The following is a 15,416-nucleotide window of genomic DNA, read 5'->3' on the forward strand; positions in this document are numbered from 1 at the left end:
TGAAAATTAGTGTAATTCGTGGCAAAAAAATATTTAGTCAAAAAAAAGTCCCGATTAAATCGGGACTTGATATTTAGAATTTTGAGAACAATTGTTCCATTTTTTCTTTTTCTTCTTCAGCTAATTGAGTATCAACTAAAATTCTTCCAGAGTGCTCATCAGTAATGATTTTCTTTCTTGAAGCGATTTCAACCTGAGTTTGTGGTGGAATCGTAAAGAAAGATCCTGCAGAAGCTCCTCTTTCGATAGAAACTACAGCTAATCCGTTACGAACACTGCTTCTGATTCTGTTGTAAGCAGCTAATAATCTTTCTTCAATTTGAGCTGAAAATTCAGCTGATTTCTCAGATAAGAAGATTTCTTCTTTTTGAGTTTCAGCCATAATAGCATCTAATTCAGATTTTTTATGTTTTAAATGAGAGCTTTTAGCATCAAGTTTTTCTTTTAAATTAGAAATAACTTCTTTTTTGTGCTCGATAGAAGCTTTCATTTCTTTGATTTGCTTTTCAGCTAATTGAATTTCTAATTCCTGAAATTCAACTTCTTTTGTCAAAGAATTAAATTCTCTGTTGTTACGAACTGATTCTTGTTGTTTTGTGTATTTCTTGATAACCTCTTTATGCTCCTCAATAGCAATTTTCTTTGCTTTGATTTGCTCCTCAATCACTTCAAGTTCACCTTTCAGTTTTTCTGAACGAGTGCTCAAACCTGCAACTTCATCTTCTAAATCTTCAACCTCTAAAGGAAGTTCTCCTCTAACGTTTCTGATTTCGTCAATTCTAGAGTCAATAAGCTGTAAATCATATATTGCTCTTAACTTGTCCTCAACACTTAATTCTTTCGTATTCGTCATATTCTATAAGTACTTAACTGGATTTGTATTTTCTTCCGATAAAATGATCGCAAAATTAAGAATTTTTTTTCGAAGATAATCAACAATATAGTTTTTTGTATAGCGTTCACTCTCAAAATGACCAATATCGGCCAAAAGTAATTTGTTTTCTGCTTCATAAAACTGATGATATTTTAAATCAGCAGTTAAAAATGCATCGGCTCCGGCCTGAATTGCATTTTTTATGGCAAAGCTTCCTGAACCTCCCAGAACGGCTACCTTTTTTACTTTTTTTCCGGTAAAGGCAGAATGACGAATTCCGCGCGCAATCATAATTTCTTTTACGTGCAGAAGAAAGTCTTTTTCATCCATTTCATTCTCCAATTCTCCAATCATTCCTAAGCCAATATTTTGATGTGAATTTTGCAGATCGTAGATCTCATATGCCACTTCTTCATAAATATGATTCGTTAAAAGTGCTTTTAAAATTCTGGATTGTAAATGTTTTTCAAAAATAACTTCGATTTTTATTTCTGTTCCGGTATGTAATTTTCCTTTTTCTCCAATTGTTGGATTGCTTTTTTCATTTCCTTTAAAAGTAAAAAAGCCTTCAGAATTAAAACTACAATTATCATAGTTTCCAATAGTTCCAGCGCCGACTTCGAACATGGCATTTCGAACTTTTTCAGAATTTTCGGGAACAGTATACGTAACTAATTTTTGTAGAAATTGCTGTTTTGGAATTAGAATTTTGGTATTTATTAAACCTAAGGTATTACAGAAAATGTTGTTAACTCCCTGCGGATGATTATCTAAAGCGGTATGAACGGCATAAATAGCAATATCATTTTTAATGGCTTTTAAAATAGCACGCTCGACATAGTTTTTGCCGGTAATTTTTTTAATTCCAGAAAATAAAATAGGATGAAAGCAAACTACGAGATTGCAATTTTTAGTTATTGCTTCTTCAATTACATTTTCCAATGCATCATGACAAACTAAAACTCCGTTACTTTCGTTTTCCGGATTTCCCACTAAAAGTCCCACATTGTCAAAATCTTCTGCATAGGCGAGAGGCGCCATTTCTTCTAGTACGGTTATGATGTCTTTGATTTTCATTTTTTATATTTTGTTTCAAGTTTTAGGTTTCAAGTTTTTTGACAACTGAAACCTAAAACAAATTAACGAAAAAAACTACTTTAATAAAATTATACTTGAATAGAAGATGCTTTAGGTTATTCCACGACTTGATTTACATTCGATAAACGAATGATTTACTTTTTGTATATTTGTGTCTCTAAATAAAAAGTCATGACTACAATAAAAATTAACGAACATACTAAGACAGGAAAAGCATTCATGGCTATGTTCGAAACTTTTTTTAAAGGTGTTGAAGGCATTGAAATTGTTGAAACTGATTATGGACAGGTGAATGAGGAGCGAAGCATTTATTCTTCTGAATTTGCTGAGAAAGTTAAAAAAGCAGAAGAAAATATTAAAAATGGCGAAACAACAAGGCTAAATCCAGATGATATATGGGGAAGTTTAGGGTTGAAGTAACTAAGGTGGCAAATCAGGATATTGAAAAACATAAAAAATCAGGAAATAAAATTTCTATTAAAAACATTACTAAAATTTTAATTGATCTTACAGAGAACCCATATGAAGGTTTTGGGAATCCTGAACCATTAAAATATGAATATTCAGGATTATGGTCAAGACGAATTAATCAAAAAGATCGATTAATTTATCGTGTAGATGACGAAGTTGTAACTGTATTTGTAATTTCTGCAATGGGTCATTATTCAGATAAATAATTCTATGAACTTACTTCGAAAAATACTTTTCCCTTTTGCAATTCTATACGGATTCATTACAAGCATTCGCAATTTTCTTTTTGACAAAGGAATTCTAAAATCGACTTCTTTTGATATTCCGGTTATTGCAGTTGGAAATTTAAGTGTGGGCGGAACTGGAAAAACACCTCAAATTGAATATTTGATTCGGTTATTAGCTGATAAATATAAAGTGGCGACTTTAAGCAGAGGTTACAAAAGGAAATCGGAAGGTTTTGTTTTGGCAGATGATAATTCTAATGCTGAAATTCTAGGCGATGAACCTTTTCAGTTTTATCAAAAATTTCCAAATGTTCAGGTTGCAGTTGATGCCAATCGTACAAACGGAATTACACAATTGCTTTCGCAGAAAGAAAAACCTCAGGTAATTTTATTAGACGACGCCTATCAGCACCGAAAAGTAAAAGCTGGATTTTATATTCTGCTGACTTCTTATGGCGATTTATATGCAGATGATTTTATGCTGCCAACAGGAAATTTAAGAGAAAGCCGAAGCGGAGCTAACAGAGCAAATATTGTTGTGGTTACTAAATGCCCAAATAATTTATCAGAAGAAAAACAAGAAGAGATTCGTTTGAAGTTAAAGCTAAATTGTTCGCAGCAAATCTTCTTTACTTTTATAGATTATGATACTGTAATTTATGGTCAAAATAAAAAGATTTCTGTGGATGAAATTAAATCAGAATCAAAAGTGCTTTTAGCCGGAATTGCGAAACCAAAACCATTTTTTGACTATTTAAAAAATGAAAATGATGAATGTTTGACTTTCCCGGATCATCATCATTTTTCTGATGCCGATTTAGATTCCATTCAAAATAAAGCAAACGGAAAAAAGATTATTACAACCGAAAAAGATTATGTTCGTTTAAAAGATTCGAAACTGGTTTCTCAATTGTATTATCTGCCCATAAAAAGCACGTTCATCAATCACCAGCAAAATTTTGACGTTTCGATTTTAGAATATGTCAAAACAAACTTAGCACCTTAGGTTAATCAAAGAATTTCGCAATTGTACTGTAAAATTCGTCAGGAACAAAAGGTTTTGTAATTACATCGTTCATTCCAAAAGATAAAAGCATATCCCTGTTTTCGTCAAGCGAAATAGCCGTCAAGGCAATAATAGGAGTTGTTTTGTCGAAATCTCTAATATGCTGCGTTGCTGTAGTTCCGTTAATTCCAGGCAAATGCACATCCATTAAAATCATATCAAAACGTTTCACTTTTAAAAGTTCCACAGCATCTTCGCCATTATCGATAATTTCGCAGGTAATCATTTTGTTCTCAAGCATTTTACGCGTAATCATTTGATTGATTTTGTTGTCCTCAATCAGTAAAATAGACTTGTGTTTTAATTGTTTGTCGTTATATGGTTTTTCTTCTGTAACAGCTTCCAAAGGTTCGTTATTAATTTTAAAATTTAATTTGAAAGTAAAAGTTGATCCTTTGCCAACTTCACTTTTTAGTTTGATTTCGCCTCCTAAAAGTTCGATTAATTTTTTTACAATAGTAAGACCTAATCCTGTGCCGCCGTATTTTCGGTTTACTTCGATAGAACCTTGAGAAAAACTTTCAAAAACGGTTTGCAGTTTATCTTCGGGAATACCAATTCCGGTATCAACTATTTCAAAATAAACAGTTGCATTTTCATCTTCCTGTCCAAATAATTTAGCAATAACATTTACATTTCCGTTTTGGGTGAATTTTAATGCGTTGTTAATCAGGTTTAATATAATTTGAGATAATTTGGTTGGGTCACCAATTAAGTTATCTGGAATTGCATCGTCTATTTCTAAGTTGAAATAATTTTTATTAGCCGTTGCCAGTTCTTTTAAAGAACTTTGAATATTAAAAAGCAATTCTTTTAAATTAAAACTAATATTTTCAACTTCAACTTTAGTCGAGTCGATTTTATTAATTTCAAGAATTTCGTTTATAAAAGTAGTAAGATAATTTCCAGAGAATTTTAGTGATTCTAAATATTTTAATTGCGCTTTTTTCGGGTTATCTTCAAGAAGTAAATGCGTGATTCCGTTAATTGCATTTAACGGCGTCCGCAGTTCATGACTTACAGTCGATAAAAATTCTGATCTTGCTTTTGAAGCTTTTTCGGCTTTGTTTTTTGCCAGAATAAGTTCTTTGTTTTTTTCTCTTAAAAGTAAATTATTCTGATTACGAATAATATTGTTTTTATATAAAGCCAAACTCAAAAGAGACAGAATCGAAATTAAGGCAATCGCCAAAATACTGACTAATTTAGAATAGCGATACGTTTTAAGCTGAATTTTTTCTTCGCTTTCCCGCTTAAGTGTGTTGTTAAGGGTTTGATTTTTTTTGAATTTTTGAAATTCGTTAAAATCTATTTTCGCATTTTTTAATTTTAGAATATAATTTTCTAATTGATAATGTTCATCTAAATAAGAATAAGCTAAATCAAAATTTTTGTTTTGTTTGTAATATTGACTTATTGCTAAAGTTATTTTTGATTTTTGCGAAAGATTATTTGTTTTCTCTGTATAATCAAGCGCTTTTTCAAAATAAATCATAGCAGAATCATTCCGTTTAAGCTGTGTTTCAATTAATCCCAGTTGATAATAAGAATCACTTTTGGTTTCTAAAATCAATGGATTATCTGGTTTTTTGATGATTTTGCGGAAGGTTTTGGTCGCTTGATAAAAATTTTTATTTGTTTTAAATGCGATTGCTTTTTGATAGTCTAAGATTTCAGAACTATCAACAATGCCAAGCTGTTTTAGAAGTTTTTGGGCTTTTGCATAATAAACGTCTGCGGTTTTATAATCGCCTTTTGCAGTATTTACAGCACCAATATATTGTAATGCTAAGATTTTGGTACAAGTTGGTTTTACGCTGTCAAAGGAAGAAACACTTTTGTGAAAGTTTTTTAATGCTTCGTCATACTTCCGCTGATTGTAGTAAATCTTACCAAGTTTAAAAGTTTGGTTGGCTAAATTTTCAGGGATATTATTAGTCTCGCAAAAATCAATTGATTTTTTAGTGTAAAACACAGCCTCATTGTACTCTTTGCTATTCAGTTTTTTATTGGCCAGTTTATTGTAATAGGAAACACTATCTGTATTCTGTTTGATTTGAGAATACAAAAGTGAATTAAAAAAACAAACAACAGATAAAAGATAGTACTTCATGTATGGCAATGCATTTACAATGAATTCTTATGTTCTTCTTATCAGTAAAATCAAATCAATTAATCTTGATGAATAGCCAATTTCATTATCATACCAACCCACAACTTTTACCATTTTGTCAATGACAGAAGTTAATTGTGCATCGAATAAGCACGAATGTGTATTGCCAATTATATCAACAGAAACGATAGGATCTTCTGTGTAATCTAATATTCCTTTTAAATTTGTTTTTGAGGCTTTTTGAAATGCAATGTTAATTTCTTCAATCGTAACAGCACGCTTAACATTGAACGTGATGTCTGTTAATGAACCATCTGGAACTGGAACACGAATGCCACAGCCTCCGATTTTCTCATGCAATTTAGGAAAAATTTTTGTTAATGCCTTAGCTGCACCTGTAGTTGTTGGAACAATCGACTGACTTGCGCCTCTGGCCCTGCGTAAATCCTTATGCGGCTGGTCGTGAAGACTTTGGTCTGTTGTGTAAGAATGTATCGTTGTAATGTAAGCTTGCTCAATTCCGCACAATTCTTCAATGATTTTTATCATCGGAGCGGCGTTGTTTGTTGTACAGCTTGCATTTGAAACGATATTTTCTGTTCCGTCTAATATATTTTCATTAACTCCAAGAACTACAGTTTTAATAGTATCAACTTCTGATGGTGCAGAAAGTATCACTTTTTTTGCCCCGGCTTCTATATGTGCATTTAATTCTTTATGCGTTTTATATTTTCCGGTCGATTCAATTACAAAATCTATAGAATGGCTTTTCCAGTCCAGATTAGAAATGCTTTTTTCGTGAAAAAATAAAAAATGTTTCTCGTTTACAATAATTCCTGTTTCATCGTAACTTACAGCAAAAGGCAGAACTCCATGTATACTGTCGTATTTTATTAAATGCGACATTGTTTTATTATCTGCAATATCATTAATTGCAACAACTTCAATTTCAGGATGATTTATAAGAAGGCGGAATAAATTTCTTCCAATTCTTCCAAAACCATTAATAGCAATTCTTGTTTTCAATGTTTTGTTTATTTGTTTAATCGTTTAACCGTTTAATCGGTTTGACAATTAAACGATTAAACAATTAAACCTTTTATAAAATATGTTTTTGTGCTTTGTATGAAGAACGAACAAGAGGCCCGCTTTCAACATGACGAAATCCTAATTCAAGACCAAATTTTTCGTATTTGGCAAATAATTCAGGCGTGATAAATTCTTTTACAGGTAAATGTTTTTTACTTGGCTGTAAATATTGACCAATAGTAACAACATCAACATTTGCATTGCGTAAATCTCTCATTGTCTGGTAAACTTCTTCTTCAGTTTCTCCTAGACCAAGCATGATTCCAGATTTAGTTCTGTTTATTCCTTTTTCTTTCAAATAACGTAAAACTTCTAAACTGCGATCATATTTTGCCTGAATACGAACTTCGCGTGTTAAACGACGAACGGTTTCAACATTATGAGAAACTACTTCAGGATTTGCTTCAACAATTCTGTCAATATTTCTTTCAATTCCCTGAAAGTCCGGAATCAAAGTTTCAAGAGTAGTATTTGGGTTCATTCTACGGATTGCTTTTACAGTTTCTATCCAAATAATAGAACCTCCGTCTTTTAAATCATCTCTGTCAACACTTGTAATTACAGCGTGTTTAATATTCATGATTTTTATAGAACGGGCTACTTTTTCAGGTTCGTCCCAATCTACCGTTTCCGGGCGTCCGGTTTTAACACCACAAAAACCGCAGGAACGGGTGCAGACATTTCCTAAAATCATGAAAGTTGCTGTTCCCTCTCCCCAGCATTCTCCCATATTTGGGCAGCTTCCAGAGGTGCAGATCGTATTTAAGCTGTATTTGTCAACTAAACCACGTAGTTCAGTATATTTTTGTCCAATTGGTAATTTTACCTTTAACCATTTCGGTTTTGCAGGCGGTATGTTTTCAATGACTGTTTCCATATATCATAAATCTTACTACAAAGATACGGAATGTTGTTTATTTGATGATGCTAATTTGCTTTTCGTTTACTTTTCCTATTAGGTGATGTTATTTAAGATTATGAAGTTCAAGTATTAATAGTTTGACTATAAATACGTTTTAGGCTTATCTTTTTAATTTTTACTTAAGATTTTGATAGTAAGACTAATATTTTTAAAATTTCACTTTTAACCTTAATCTGTTGCAAATTTGGCTTTTTTAGACAATGAAGGGTTTTTGCTGTAATATTTTTGCTATTAATTTAAGTTTGAAAAACATGAAAAAGAAATTTATTGTATTAGGAATTTTATTTGCAGCTTTTGGTTTTACTAAAATGAATGCACAGATACTTTCAGATAAAGCTATGGGAGCTTTAGGTAAAGGTGTTTCAGGATTTACTTTTAGCGATGCAGATGCTGCTGCTTTAGCAAAAGAATCGATTGCTGAAATGGATGCAAATAATCCTGTTGCCGCAGCAACAGACGGTTATTCAATTCGTTTAAATCGTTTATTTGGAAAACACACTTCGAGTGAAGGAGTTACTTTAAATTATAAAGTTTATTTAGTAAAAGATATTAATGCTTTTGCCTGTGCAGACGGAAGTGTTCGTGTATTTGCAGGTTTAATGGATATTATGGATGATAATGAATTACTTGCAGTTATTGGACATGAAATTGGCCACGTAGTGAATCATGATACAAGAGATGCAATTAAAGCAGCTTATAAAAAAGAGGCTTTGTTAGATGTCGCTTCATCACAATCAGGAAAAATTGAGACGCTTACCGGATCTCAATTAGGGAAAATAGGAAGCGCAATGATCGATAGCAAACACAGTAGAAAGCAAGAATCCCAGGCTGATACGTTTTCGTATGATTTTATGAAAAAAAATGGATATGATGTTAATGCGGTAGAGTCAGCTTTTAGAATTTTGCAAAATTTAAGTGAAGGAGCAGAGTCTTCTTTTATTACCAAGATGATGAGTTCACATCCGGATTCTGGTAAAAGAGCCGATGAAGCTAAAAAAAGAGCAACAAAAGATGGTTTGTATAATGCTTATGTACAGCAGAAAATTGTAAATACTGCACCTGTAAAAACAGCAGCTAAAGCGCCTGCAAAAACACCTGCTAAAAAGACAACAACAAAAAAGAAGTAATTTTTGTGTAAAAAGTGAAACCGGTAATTCTGCAGAATTATCGGTTTTTTTTGATCGCAATATCATAAACACTTACAATATTGTCAAATGGCTCATTTAAAATTCTTACCTTTAATTTGTTAAAAAAATAAACTTTGTGTGAAATGAAATAGCATTATGTTATTTACATTTGTTGTTAAATTGTAATTATAAAAACATGAAAAAAAGATTTATAATAGTAGGACTAATATTTACAGCATTTGGTTTTACAAAAATGAATGCACAGATTAATTTTGGTGAAAAAGCGATAGGAGCAGTTCAAAAAGGTGTGGCAGCTTTCACTTTAACAAATGCAGATGCAGCGGCGTTATCTAAAGAAGCGGTTAGGAAATTAGACTCTACCAATCAAGTAGCAGCACCAACAGATGGTTATACTTTGCGATTAAACAGGGTTTTTGGAAAACATACGGCAGGCGATGGTTTTACTTTAAATTATAAAGTATATAAAGTAAAAGAAGTAAATGCTTTTGCAACCGCTGACGGAAGTGTTCGTGTGTATTCAGGATTAATGGATATTATGGATGATAATGAATTGTTAGCTGTAATTGGTCACGAAATTGGCCACGTTGCTAATAATGATTCAAGAGACGCAATGCGTGCAGCTTACCAAAAAGAAGCTTTAATTGATGGGGCTTCTTCACAATCGACTAAAATATCTGCAGTTACAGATAGCCAGTTAGGGAAAATTGGAAGTGCTTTAATCGATAGTAAACACAGTCGTAAACAAGAAACAGAAGCTGATTTATATTCTTATAACTTCTTAAAGAAAAACGGTTATAATGTGAATGCGGAAGAATCTGCTTTTAGAATTTTAGCTAAAATGAGTGAAGGAGCAGAAGCGTCATTTATTGATCAAATGATGAGTTCACATCCTGATTCTAAGAAAAGGGCAGATGATGCAAAAGCAAGAGCTGAAAAAGATGGAGTTTACAAACCATACGTTCAGCAAAAAATCGACAATACAGTTCCTAAAAAGACAACAACGAAAAAAACGACTACAAAGAAGAAAAAATAGTTTTTGACATAAAGTAAAAACGGCAGATTTAAATCTGCCGTTTTTTTTATAAATTAACCTAAAACATGATGTGCTAAAACTTTTTGCACATCGTATACGTTTACAGATTTATTGAATTGTTTTACAATACTTGGATTTAATTCGCTTGAAACCCAGATTTTCAATTCTGCATCAAGATCAAATGTTCCCGCAGTTTCTACACTAAAACGAGTAATGCTTTTGTAAGCAATAGATTTATATTCAGTTTTGCTTCCTGTTAATCCTTGTACATCAACCAGGATTAATCTTTTATTTGTGAAGATAAAAGTATCACGAATAAGTTTAAAACCCATTTCAATTTCTTCGTTATCCGTTAAAAGCTGACCGTATTTTTTAAGTAAATCTTCCTGACTTACCGTACCGGCATTGCCCATAAGAGCTGAAAATATTCCCATTTCTTTTTATTTTTAAAAGTTGATTAATTGTTCCTTTTTTGAATTTAATGTAAAAGTAATTGATTTTGTCAGTTTTTAACAAATGCTTTTAGATTTAAAAAAAGAGGAGTTAATATTAAAGAAAATAAAACAGAGGAAATTATAGAAACTATTAAGTGTCCATATTGTTTTGGGTCTAATCCTATCGCAAATCGAAAGACTAAAATTATTGGCGAAAATAAAACAAGACAAATCCAATAGTTTTTATTTAAAGGTTTTGTCGAAATATTATTCTTTGGGAGTTTAGAAAAAGCAAATAAAATAATCAATCCGCCAATAAATGTACTTAAGTGTTGGACCGCTTTAAAAATTGGAATTTTTAGATGAGAAATAAAAATGTAATCATGCAATAAGGCAATATTATTTACAAAATAGCCATCTTCATGTGTAAAGCTATCCCAAAAAAGATGTGAGGCAGTTCCAATTAAAATTGATAGTACTACAACAATCCAATGTTGTTTGAAATAACCGTTCCAATTAAATTGGCAGAAGATAAGAACTCGTGATCGAATTATTTCGGGTAAATTATGGAATAGTTGATTTTTAACAATATTGTGAAATGTAAATGCTAGTAGAATTGCAAGCGGCAGATCAAACCAAAAAATGCCATCAATACTATGGCTGTAATGACTTTCTACTCTCATTCTGATAAAGTACTCAAAATCTGGAGTCATACTTCCGATGATAAGTCCAGTTAATGAAAACCATTTTTTAGGTAAATAATTTAGAGGCAGAACTATTGCGGGATGAGCAAATGTAAAAGGCATTTTAACTGATAAATTAATGATAAAGATATGTCATTAATTAAAACCATAAAAAAAGCAGAACATAAATTCTGCTTTTTCTTTTTCTATATTTTATTTTTTATTCAGTTTGCCCTGTTTGTATTGTTATTGGAAGATTATACGCCGTACGAACCGGTTTTCCAGCTAATATACCCGGAGCCCATTTTGTTTTTAATGATTTTAAAACTCTAACAGCTTCTTTTCCCATTCCAAATCCTGGATCGTTTTTAACTACAATGTCCGTCATTGTACCATCTTTTTCGATTACAAATGAAACATACACACGTAATATTTTTTCTGCATCCAATTCTGGTTTTGTAAAGTTATTTCCAACATAAGTGTAAAACTTTTTAATCCCTCCAGGGAACTCTGGTAATTTGTCAAGATCTTTCGTAGTTATAATATTAGTTCCATTATCAACTAGCGGTGGATCTCCTATTTCTCCGCCAGTATTTCCAGGTAATACATTTGTACCAGGTCCATCTGTTCCTATTGCATTGTCTACATGAGGAGTGTTGTCCACGTTAGCAGCGATAGTTTGCGTTGCCTGATCTGTAGGTACTATAACCGGATTTGTTAATTGACTTGACGTTACTGGCGCTGTTGCTGCCGGTGGTGTTGATTTCATTGGTGGGGCAACAGGATCCTTTGTTTTTGGAACCACTATCGGATCAATATCCGTTAAATGAGTAGGCACAAAAGGAACAGGGTCTTCAACAGGGTCAATTGTTCTAAATTTATTAAGCAACATTGATACACTTCCTATGGCAGTTAGTAACAACAAGGCCATAAATAAAGCCGTAACTGTTGTTTTAGAATTTTCCTGGCGTAATTGGTACGCTCCGTATTCTTTGTTTTTGTTTTCGAAAACAAGATCGATCCACTTGTTTTCATAGATGCTTAATTTAGTCATGATTTTTGGATTTTAAGGTTAAGTAACTTTAAATCATACGCGATAGTGAATTGGGTTTAAGCAAACAACGTAGGAGTTGTTGTTTTAGTGTGTGAATAAATTATTTTTTTAAGAAAAAATATGATTATATCTTATTCTTTTCTTAAAGATAATAAATTATCTATTACGTTCGATAATTTCTGCCAATAATTTTTTAGCACGAAGTAATTTTACCTTTACGTTGCTTAGAGGCTCATTAATTTTGTCAGCAATTTCCTGATAGGACATTTCCTGAAAGTAGCGAAGCTGAATTACTTCCTGATAATGGGGCTTTAATTCTTTGATGCATAAAAGTAAACGGGAGAGGTTTTGCTCTTTAATTAATGCATCTTCTGCAGATGGAGTAGTGTCGGCAATATTGTATGCCTGTTGGTCTTCAGTATCAGTGATTTCTATAAAAAGATTCGTTTTCTTTTTACGTAATAAATCAATATAAACGTTTTTTGCAATGGCAATTAACCAAGTGTTAAACTGAAATTCGGGATTATAAGATCCTATTTTATCAAAAGCTTTTGAGAAAGTTTCAATAGTAATATCTTCTGCAGTGGTTTCATTTTCTGTACGTTTAAGCATAAAGGCATAAACTTCATTCCAGAAATAATCTAATAAAAAAGTAAAGGCGACCTGGTCACCTTTTTTTGCTTTTTCTATTTTAGAATTTATTTCCAATATACAGGTTTTGAAAAAATATTAGTTATAAAGATATTAATTTGCGTTACAATAAGCACAATTTCTAATACTGGAAACCAAATTTTAATATCATTTTCTTTAAGTTTTCCTGCAGAAAAACCAATAACAGTCCAAACTACAGTATAACGAGTTGCTAAAATTGCTACAACAGCAATCCATTGAAATTGAAACGCCAGCAGAATTATAACTGATAAAAAGAAGAATAATTGTGAGAAAAAGAAAAGTCCCAATTGAAATTTATCAAAAAACTTATAATGCTCAGCCGTAGAAACGTGTCTTCTTTTTTGTGTAAACCAGTCTTTAAAAGACTCTTTTGGTTTTGAATAAGTAAAACTTTCAGGTGTATACGATATTGTAGTATTCAATTTGTTTGCAGCCTGATTGATAAACAAATCGTCATCGCCGGAACGAACCTGAATATGATCAATAAAACCATTTACATTAAAAAACTCATCTTTTTTATAAGCTAAATTTCGTCCAACTCCCATATATGGAAGTCCGGCTTTTGCCCATGAAAAATATTGAACCGCAGTTAATATAGTTTCAAAACGAATAATTTTATTTAATAAAGAATTTTCTATTTTTTCATAACCTCCGTAACCTAAAACAATAGTTTTTTCTGTATCAAATTGTGAGGTCATTGATGTAATCCAGTCTTTTGAAGTTGGATAACAATCTGCATCTGTAAATAAAAGGTATTCTTTTTTTGCGGCTTTGATTCCTAAGGTTAAAGCGTATTTTTTATTTCCCCAAAAAGCCTCGTTGTTTTCAACTTTAACCAAGCGAATGTTCGAATATTTTTGCTCAAATTCTTCAAAAACCTCAAGCGTTTCATCGCTTGATGCATCGTCAATTAATACAATTTCAAAATCAGGATAATTTTGCTCTGCTAATAAAGGGATAAATTTCTTTACGTTTTCTTCTTCATTTTTTGCACAGACAATAACAGAAACCGGGATATTCTTTGGCGTAACTTCTTGAGGTTTAGCAAAAGCAAATTTTCCAAAAATTCCTAAATAGTAGAAAAGCTGAATAAAAACAATGGCACTAAAAAAGTAAAGTAAAATTATAAGCATATGGTTTTAATGTCTGTTAATGTTCCAAATTTTGCGAGAACAAAGGTAGTTATGAATTCCTAATTTTCAATGTTTAATATCAATTTACTTTCGGCACTTTGACATTTCTTTTGCAATAGCAATAGACTGAGGGTTTTCTGTTTTTTCTAATTCCGAAATTATGTTTTTATAATTGTGATCATCGCGGTTTTGAGATAATTTTTTGGTAGCCTGAATTTCATCAATTTCGATTTCAAAACCAAAGATCCCTCTGGCTTCACGCATGGTTTTTTCAGATAAATTTTCAACACGAACAGGATTTTCGGAATTTGCTTCGTATTTGTCAACAAGCTTTTTCAGCTGTTCTACAGATGTGCTGTAATCTACAATCTTGATTCTTCCGTAAACATGTACAGCTATATAATTCCATGTTGGAACATTTTCATGATCGTACCAAGAAGATGAAATATAACTATGCGGACCTGTAAACACAGCCAAAACCTGATCATTTTCTGTAAAACCTTCAGCTTGCGGATTCAGTTTAGAAATATGTCCCTGTAGAATTTCTTTTCCATCAGCATTAACTTCCAATTCTATCGGAATATGCGTTGCACATAATTTTCTGTTAGTCTGGTTGATCAGAATTCCAAAACTATTCTCTTTTAAAAAAGTTCTGATTGATTCCGGATCTTCATCTTTATAGAGTTCAGGTGTGTACATTTTATGAATTTGTTTTCAAGATTTCTTTGTTACTGCTACATTTTAGTATTAATATGAATTCTTGAAGTTTCCAAAACGAAGATAAAGATTTGCTGATAATTCAATGGTACTTTCTATAACTTTTTCGGTTTTTGATGTGTTAATTTATAGGAAGATTTTTTAATAAATTTCAGCTCAATTTTTTTGAGTTCAAATAAATCTGAATTACGCTTAGATATAAAATCGTAACTCCGATAAAAGTAAAAATTACTCCTTCGATCAAACATTGTGTTCCAAAATCATCAGAGCAAAAAGTTCTTACGGGGCGAAATAATTGGGATATCATTTCTTTTCTAAAAAACTTAAGCCTTAAAAGAATATATAATACAATTGCTACTATAATTGTATTGAGTGATGAAAGTTTACTTTTCCAGTTTACAAAAGCAAGTATGCAGATACCGATTAATGAACCTAAAAATATCCAAACGTATACACTAGGCCAAAAGTTAAAAATGCCTTCGTTTGTAGGTAATAATTTGTTCCAATATTGTGAATGCTGATATTGAGAATGTGTTTCTGCCCAGATTATTTTTTCAGATACAGTGTAAAATCTAAGCTGCAGAATACCATTTATCAGGAAAATCATTCCGAATATTTGGAGTAAAATAACTTTGATATTTAATTCTTTCATTAAGGTTTGGTTGGTAAGCTAGTAAAGGCT

Annotated in this window: 17 protein-coding genes; 5 read left to right on the top strand and 12 right to left on the bottom strand. The window is 31.8% G+C overall.

Translation table 11 applies throughout. The annotated features are described in order from the left end of the window. Nucleotides 1–73 precede the first annotated feature (73 nt). The gene (locus tag J2Y38_RS13930; RefSeq protein ID WP_053472418.1) at nt 74–853 is read right to left on the bottom strand and encodes a zinc ribbon domain-containing protein; all 780 of its coding nucleotides are present in this window, start codon (nt 851–853) and stop codon (nt 74–76) included. A 3-nt stretch (nt 854–856) separates the two neighbouring features. Further along, entirely contained in the window at nt 857–1,951 is a 1,095-nt protein-coding gene (locus J2Y38_RS13935; protein ID WP_309843553.1) for a Nif3-like dinuclear metal center hexameric protein, read from the bottom strand. A gap of 192 nt (nt 1,952–2,143) precedes the next feature. Between J2Y38_RS13935 and J2Y38_RS13940 the strand changes: the two genes are divergently transcribed. The 3 genes from J2Y38_RS13940 to lpxK are packed head-to-tail and all read left to right on the top strand — an operon-like array spanning nt 2,144 to nt 3,676. Beyond that, nucleotides 2,144–2,392 (top strand): DUF2683 family protein, encoded by a 249-nt coding sequence (locus J2Y38_RS13940; RefSeq protein WP_309843555.1) that lies wholly within the window; start codon nt 2,144–2,146, stop codon nt 2,390–2,392. Then, a complete protein-coding gene (locus J2Y38_RS13945) occupies nt 2,368–2,649 on the top strand; it encodes a Txe/YoeB family addiction module toxin (protein ID WP_309843557.1) in 282 nt (93 codons plus the stop codon). Before J2Y38_RS13940 ends, J2Y38_RS13945 begins: the two co-directional genes overlap by 25 nt. Nucleotides 2,650–2,653: 4 nt before the next feature. Beyond that, entirely contained in the window at nt 2,654–3,676 is a 1,023-nt protein-coding gene (gene lpxK / locus J2Y38_RS13950; RefSeq protein WP_309843559.1) for a tetraacyldisaccharide 4'-kinase, read from the top strand. A 1-nt stretch (nt 3,677) separates the two neighbouring features. On the opposite strand, the gene J2Y38_RS13955 is transcribed toward lpxK, so the two are convergent. From J2Y38_RS13955 to lipA, 3 genes are all read right to left on the bottom strand, one after another. Beyond that, on the bottom strand, nt 3,678–5,849 hold the full coding sequence (locus tag J2Y38_RS13955) for an ATP-binding protein (protein ID WP_309843560.1): 2,172 nt from the start codon (nt 5,847–5,849) through the stop codon (nt 3,678–3,680). A 27-nt stretch (nt 5,850–5,876) separates the two neighbouring features. Beyond that, on the bottom strand, nt 5,877–6,875 hold the full coding sequence (gap, locus tag J2Y38_RS13960; RefSeq protein WP_309843563.1) for a type I glyceraldehyde-3-phosphate dehydrogenase: 999 nt from the start codon (nt 6,873–6,875) through the stop codon (nt 5,877–5,879). 73 nt (nt 6,876–6,948) lie between these two features. After that, the gene (lipA, locus tag J2Y38_RS13965) at nt 6,949–7,815 is read right to left on the bottom strand and encodes a lipoyl synthase (protein WP_053472411.1); all 867 of its coding nucleotides are present in this window, start codon (nt 7,813–7,815) and stop codon (nt 6,949–6,951) included. Between the two features lie 296 nt (nt 7,816–8,111). Here lipA and J2Y38_RS13970 point away from each other — a divergent pair, with 296 nt between their 5' ends. Further along, nucleotides 8,112–8,987: a M48 family metalloprotease gene (locus J2Y38_RS13970; protein ID WP_309843565.1), complete on the top strand. Its 876-nt coding sequence runs from the start codon at nt 8,112–8,114 to the stop codon at nt 8,985–8,987. A 196-nt stretch (nt 8,988–9,183) separates the two neighbouring features. Beyond that, nucleotides 9,184–10,041 (top strand): M48 family metalloprotease, encoded by an 858-nt coding sequence (locus tag J2Y38_RS13975; protein ID WP_309843567.1) that lies wholly within the window; start codon nt 9,184–9,186, stop codon nt 10,039–10,041. Between the two features lie 53 nt (nt 10,042–10,094). Here the strand turns inward: J2Y38_RS13975 and J2Y38_RS13980 are convergent, their stop codons facing one another. From J2Y38_RS13980 to J2Y38_RS14010, 7 genes are all read right to left on the bottom strand, one after another. Further along, nucleotides 10,095–10,475: a PH domain-containing protein gene (locus J2Y38_RS13980; protein ID WP_012022332.1), complete on the bottom strand. Its 381-nt coding sequence runs from the start codon at nt 10,473–10,475 to the stop codon at nt 10,095–10,097. Between the two features lie 68 nt (nt 10,476–10,543). Continuing rightward, entirely contained in the window at nt 10,544–11,281 is a 738-nt protein-coding gene (locus J2Y38_RS13985; RefSeq protein WP_309843572.1) for a DUF4184 family protein, read from the bottom strand. Between the two features lie 97 nt (nt 11,282–11,378). Beyond that, nucleotides 11,379–12,212 carry an energy transducer TonB gene (locus J2Y38_RS13990; RefSeq protein ID WP_309843576.1) on the bottom strand — a complete coding sequence of 278 codons (834 nt, stop codon included), beginning with the start codon at nt 12,210–12,212 and terminating at the stop codon, nt 11,379–11,381. 156 nt (nt 12,213–12,368) lie between these two features. Further along, nucleotides 12,369–12,920 (bottom strand): sigma-70 family RNA polymerase sigma factor, encoded by a 552-nt coding sequence (locus tag J2Y38_RS13995; protein ID WP_309843578.1) that lies wholly within the window; start codon nt 12,918–12,920, stop codon nt 12,369–12,371. Further along, entirely contained in the window at nt 12,911–14,017 is a 1,107-nt protein-coding gene (locus tag J2Y38_RS14000) for a glycosyltransferase (protein ID WP_309843580.1), read from the bottom strand. Before J2Y38_RS14000 ends, J2Y38_RS13995 begins: the two co-directional genes overlap by 10 nt. Before the next feature lie 84 nt (nt 14,018–14,101). Beyond that, entirely contained in the window at nt 14,102–14,716 is a 615-nt protein-coding gene (locus J2Y38_RS14005; RefSeq protein ID WP_309843582.1) for an FMN-binding negative transcriptional regulator, read from the bottom strand. 169 nt (nt 14,717–14,885) lie between these two features. Continuing rightward, nucleotides 14,886–15,386, bottom strand: coding sequence for a hypothetical protein (locus J2Y38_RS14010; RefSeq protein ID WP_309843584.1), 501 nt, complete (start codon nt 15,384–15,386; stop codon nt 14,886–14,888). Between the last annotated feature and the right edge of the window lie 30 nt (nt 15,387–15,416).

The organism is Flavobacterium sp. 2755, assembly GCF_031455715.1.
In the GTDB taxonomy this organism is placed as follows: Bacteria; Bacteroidota; Bacteroidia; order Flavobacteriales; family Flavobacteriaceae; genus Flavobacterium.

What these genes read in the sequence shown, in the direction of transcription:
- J2Y38_RS13975 (WP_309843567.1), top strand. Translation starts at nt 9,184, where the DNA reads ATGAAAAAAAGATTTATAATAGTAGGACTAATATTTACAGCATTTGGT.
- J2Y38_RS13930 (WP_053472418.1), bottom strand. Translation starts at nt 853, where the DNA reads ATGACGAATACGAAAGAATTAAGTGTTGAGGACAAGTTAAGAGCAATA.
- J2Y38_RS13940 (WP_309843555.1), top strand. Translation starts at nt 2,144, where the DNA reads ATGACTACAATAAAAATTAACGAACATACTAAGACAGGAAAAGCATTC.
- J2Y38_RS13980 (WP_012022332.1), bottom strand. Translation starts at nt 10,475, where the DNA reads ATGGGAATATTTTCAGCTCTTATGGGCAATGCCGGTACGGTAAGTCAG.
- J2Y38_RS13970 (WP_309843565.1), top strand. Translation starts at nt 8,112, where the DNA reads ATGAAAAAGAAATTTATTGTATTAGGAATTTTATTTGCAGCTTTTGGT.
- J2Y38_RS14000 (WP_309843580.1), bottom strand. Translation starts at nt 14,017, where the DNA reads ATGCTTATAATTTTACTTTACTTTTTTAGTGCCATTGTTTTTATTCAG.
- lpxK (WP_309843559.1), top strand. Translation starts at nt 2,654, where the DNA reads ATGAACTTACTTCGAAAAATACTTTTCCCTTTTGCAATTCTATACGGA.
- J2Y38_RS14010 (WP_309843584.1), bottom strand. Translation starts at nt 15,386, where the DNA reads ATGAAAGAATTAAATATCAAAGTTATTTTACTCCAAATATTCGGAATG.
- J2Y38_RS13945 (WP_309843557.1), top strand. Translation starts at nt 2,368, where the DNA reads ATGGGGAAGTTTAGGGTTGAAGTAACTAAGGTGGCAAATCAGGATATT.
- J2Y38_RS13935 (WP_309843553.1), bottom strand. Translation starts at nt 1,951, where the DNA reads ATGAAAATCAAAGACATCATAACCGTACTAGAAGAAATGGCGCCTCTC.
- J2Y38_RS13990 (WP_309843576.1), bottom strand. Translation starts at nt 12,212, where the DNA reads ATGACTAAATTAAGCATCTATGAAAACAAGTGGATCGATCTTGTTTTC.
- J2Y38_RS14005 (WP_309843582.1), bottom strand. Translation starts at nt 14,716, where the DNA reads ATGTACACACCTGAACTCTATAAAGATGAAGATCCGGAATCAATCAGA.
- J2Y38_RS13985 (WP_309843572.1), bottom strand. Translation starts at nt 11,281, where the DNA reads ATGCCTTTTACATTTGCTCATCCCGCAATAGTTCTGCCTCTAAATTAT.
- lipA (WP_053472411.1), bottom strand. Translation starts at nt 7,815, where the DNA reads ATGGAAACAGTCATTGAAAACATACCGCCTGCAAAACCGAAATGGTTA.
- J2Y38_RS13955 (WP_309843560.1), bottom strand. Translation starts at nt 5,849, where the DNA reads ATGAAGTACTATCTTTTATCTGTTGTTTGTTTTTTTAATTCACTTTTG.